This is a genomic window from Persicitalea sp. (assembly GCF_041751555.1).
Lineage (GTDB): Bacteria > Bacteroidota > Bacteroidia > Cytophagales > Spirosomataceae > Persicitalea.
Window position 1 is genome coordinate 1 of the sequence record NZ_JBGSXF010000240.1, and the last position, 3,165, is coordinate 3,165.

The following is a 3,165-nucleotide window of genomic DNA, read 5'->3' on the forward strand; positions in this document are numbered from 1 at the left end:
CATCAGGAGTTTCTGCATGAACTTGTTTATTTTAGTGGGTTAGGAATGCAATTAACGATCGGTTCGGAAGGGGGAGGCCGGTAGCCCCTCTTTATTATAAAGATTCGGGTTCACCGGATTATCGGCCCAGGCGTAGCGGACGTACAGCGGGTTAGATACTTCGTCGCTCTGCACGATTACTTTTCCGTTTTCTATGGCTGCCTTGGCCCAGACAAAGTTTTTATCGCTGCCCGCGATCGCAAACTCACCCAAAGGTTCGCTGTCGATGGCTACTAGTCCGCTACCCGTATTGGTAAAGCTCACCACAATTTTATTTCCCTCCACAGCCGCTGATTGAAACAAGGGTCCCGAATATACCACGTTTTCGCCGTAAGCAGTTTTCAATGCAGCCAAAGCCAGCCGATCGCCCACGGCCTTCTTGTTGTCGGGGTGAATATCGTTCCATTCGCCCAGGTCGATGGCTACCGCCATCGCGGTGTTGGGTGCCGATAAAGCTTTGGATTGCGATTCCCGCAGCACGGCCCAGTTGCTTTCGGAAGGCAGGTAGTTGTAGTCCATGAAGCCGGGCAACTGAACATACAGGAATGGGAGTGAACCCAGATTCCACTGCTTGCGCCAATCTTCAATCAACGCGGTTTGCAGGTCGGCATATTCCCGGGGTCTATCGGCATTGGTTTCGCCCTGATACCAGCAGAATCCCTTGATAGTGTAGTCGGTTAACGGGGCCACCATGGCGTTGTACAAGGCAGTTGGCTGATTCTGAGCGCTAAAACTAGCACCGGTATCCCCTTTTATCGGCCGATAGGCGACGCCTACTTTGTACTGCCAGGTTCCTTTTAAGTCCACCGTATCGGCGTCCGCAAAAAGGAAGTAGGGTTTGTTGGGGACAAAGCCGCCCTTGCCCGCCGAATTAGTGACCCGGATGACAAAGGTGTTCTTACCCGGTTTCAAAACATCCGGCGGCAGCTTGTAGCGACGTTGTGGATACTGATAGGTCGTTTTTCCGACCAGTACTCCATTGATATACAGCTCATCCGCATCGACAATCCTTCCCAGAAAAACTTTGGCGGGCTTGCCCGTCATGGAAGCCGGAATGTCGATTTCCCGGCGGTACCACACCACTCCATTTAGATCCCTGATCCCCTGATCTTCCCAGAAGCCGGGAATGTTGATCGGTCGCCAGCCTTTGGGCGTATAGGAAGCCTCGTACCATTTTGGGGTAGCCACCATACCCAAATCGGCGAGAGGCGCGGGCCTGTCCGTCGAGGCAGATTGCCTTTTAAGATTGTCAATGTGGGTCGTGTCTTTATTCTTCTTCACGGCGACTTGCAGATCAGGGAAGTCTTTCAGGCCCTCTTCGCTGGTCCAGGCTTCGATGGGTGTGCCGCCCACGCTGGCGTTAATGATGCCGACGGGGACCTGATATTTTTCGTGAATTTTCTTGGCAAAAAAATACGCTACCGCCGAAAAAGGCCGCACATCTTCACCCACGGCAGCTTTCCATTCTCCCCGAGGTAGCTCGGTTTGCGGGCTTTGGAGATTCGTCTGATTAGGCACCAGGAATTGCCGAATCTGCGGGTTATTGGCTTCGGCTATTTCTTGGGCGTAGGTCACATCGTGGATATTCATCTGATGGGCCATATTGCTTTGGCCGCTGCAAAACCATACGTCTCCCAGGAGAATGTCCTTCACTGTTAGTTTCGTACTCCCCTCGACCTCCATCGTATACGGACCACCAGAGGGTAGGCGAGGCAACCCAACCTGCCATTTTCCCTGAGCATCCGTTACGGTTTTATAGCGCTTATTTTGGAACCGTACCGTAATTTTTTCGCCCGGTGTAGCCCAGCCCCAGATATTCAATTTCGCGTCGCGTTGTAATACCATACCGTCGCTAATGAGTTTGGGTAAGCGAAGCTGGGCCTGAACCGCCAGGCTCAACAAACACAACAGAAAAAATAGGGATACTTTTTTCATTGGGTTAAGATTCATGCTTGGTCAGGAAAGAAATCAAAATTTCACAACCTGCCAAAAGGCCTCCTTGGGCTGAAAGTTTTGGTCAAACAACAAAGGATAATCCTTGCGGCCCGGAACGGGGAAGCTGTCCAGCCAGCTTGATCTATCCGATACATTCCAGAATGTCACGCCCGTCAAGGTACCTTTATGTTTTCGGAAGGTATCGAAAAGCACCTTATACTGAGCGGATTGCTTTTTTACCATGTCCTCGGTCAGGATGCCGTCATCCGTTGCTTTCTTGGCCCGGCGCTCGTGCTCTTTCGGGTAGACCGACAGGTCCAGTTCTGTAACCTGCACGTCAAGTCCGAGGCTGGCAAACCGTTCGATCGACGCTTCCAATTCCTGGGTGGTAGGTTCGTAAATAGACCAATGGCCTTGCAGACCTACCCCGTGAATGGGTACCTTCTTGTCTTTCAGTTTTTTGACGAGCTGAAATATCTTATCCCGTTTGACTTTGTTCTCCGTGTTGTAGTCATTGTAAAACACCTTAGCCTCCGGATCGACGGCGTGGGCGTATTCAAAGGCTTTCTCGATGTAGTCCTCCCCGATGATCTCGTAGAATTTGGAGGGACGGTAGACGCTCTCTCCCCCATCAGGTACCGCTTCGTTGACCACGTCCCAGGCGTAAATTTTGCCCTTGTATCGGCTCATTACGTCGGTTATGTGTTGTTTGAGTCGGCCTAGCAATACTTCCCGGCTGACCTGATTGCCCGTAGAATCCGTAAAAAACCAGCGGGGCGTCTGGCTGTGCCAGCAGAGCGTATGCCCCCGTACTTTCAGGCCGTTCTTTTGGGCAAAATCGACGATCGCGTCGGCATCCTGCCAATTGTAGCGATTTTCTTCTGGATGAATCGGCCCCATTTTCATGGCGTTTTCGGGCGTGACGCTGCTGAATTGCTGAATGATCAGCTCGGCCTCCGGCCCCGTCAGATTGCGGGGTGCCACGGCCACACCTACTGGAAAGTAATCTTTATAAGCTTCTTTCAGGGTAGGTTGCGCTTGGGGTTCTATGCAGGAGAAAAGCAGGGTTCCTACGAAAAGCGTCAGTCGGAATATCTTTTTCATGATTCAAATTTTGAGTGGTTTTAACTAAGAAGGTACCTGCTACTTAAAGAGTAGCTGCGAAAACTCCATCAGGTCGTGGCGCCAGAC

Annotated in this window: 2 protein-coding genes; both read right to left on the minus strand. The window is 51.5% G+C overall.

What is annotated here, in order from left to right:
* Nucleotides 1-51: 51 nt before the first annotated feature.
* Nucleotides 52-1,974 carry a sialate O-acetylesterase gene (locus tag ACEW8P_RS08565; RefSeq protein WP_373512669.1) on the minus strand — a complete coding sequence of 641 codons (1,923 nt, stop codon included), beginning with the start codon at nt 1,972-1,974 and terminating at the stop codon, nt 52-54.
* Nucleotides 1,975-2,007: 33 nt separating this feature from the next.
* Nucleotides 2,008-3,078 (minus strand): endo-1,4-beta-xylanase, encoded by a 1,071-nt coding sequence (locus ACEW8P_RS08570; RefSeq protein WP_373512670.1) that lies wholly within the window; start codon nt 3,076-3,078, stop codon nt 2,008-2,010.
* Between the last annotated feature and the right edge of the window lie 87 nt (nt 3,079-3,165).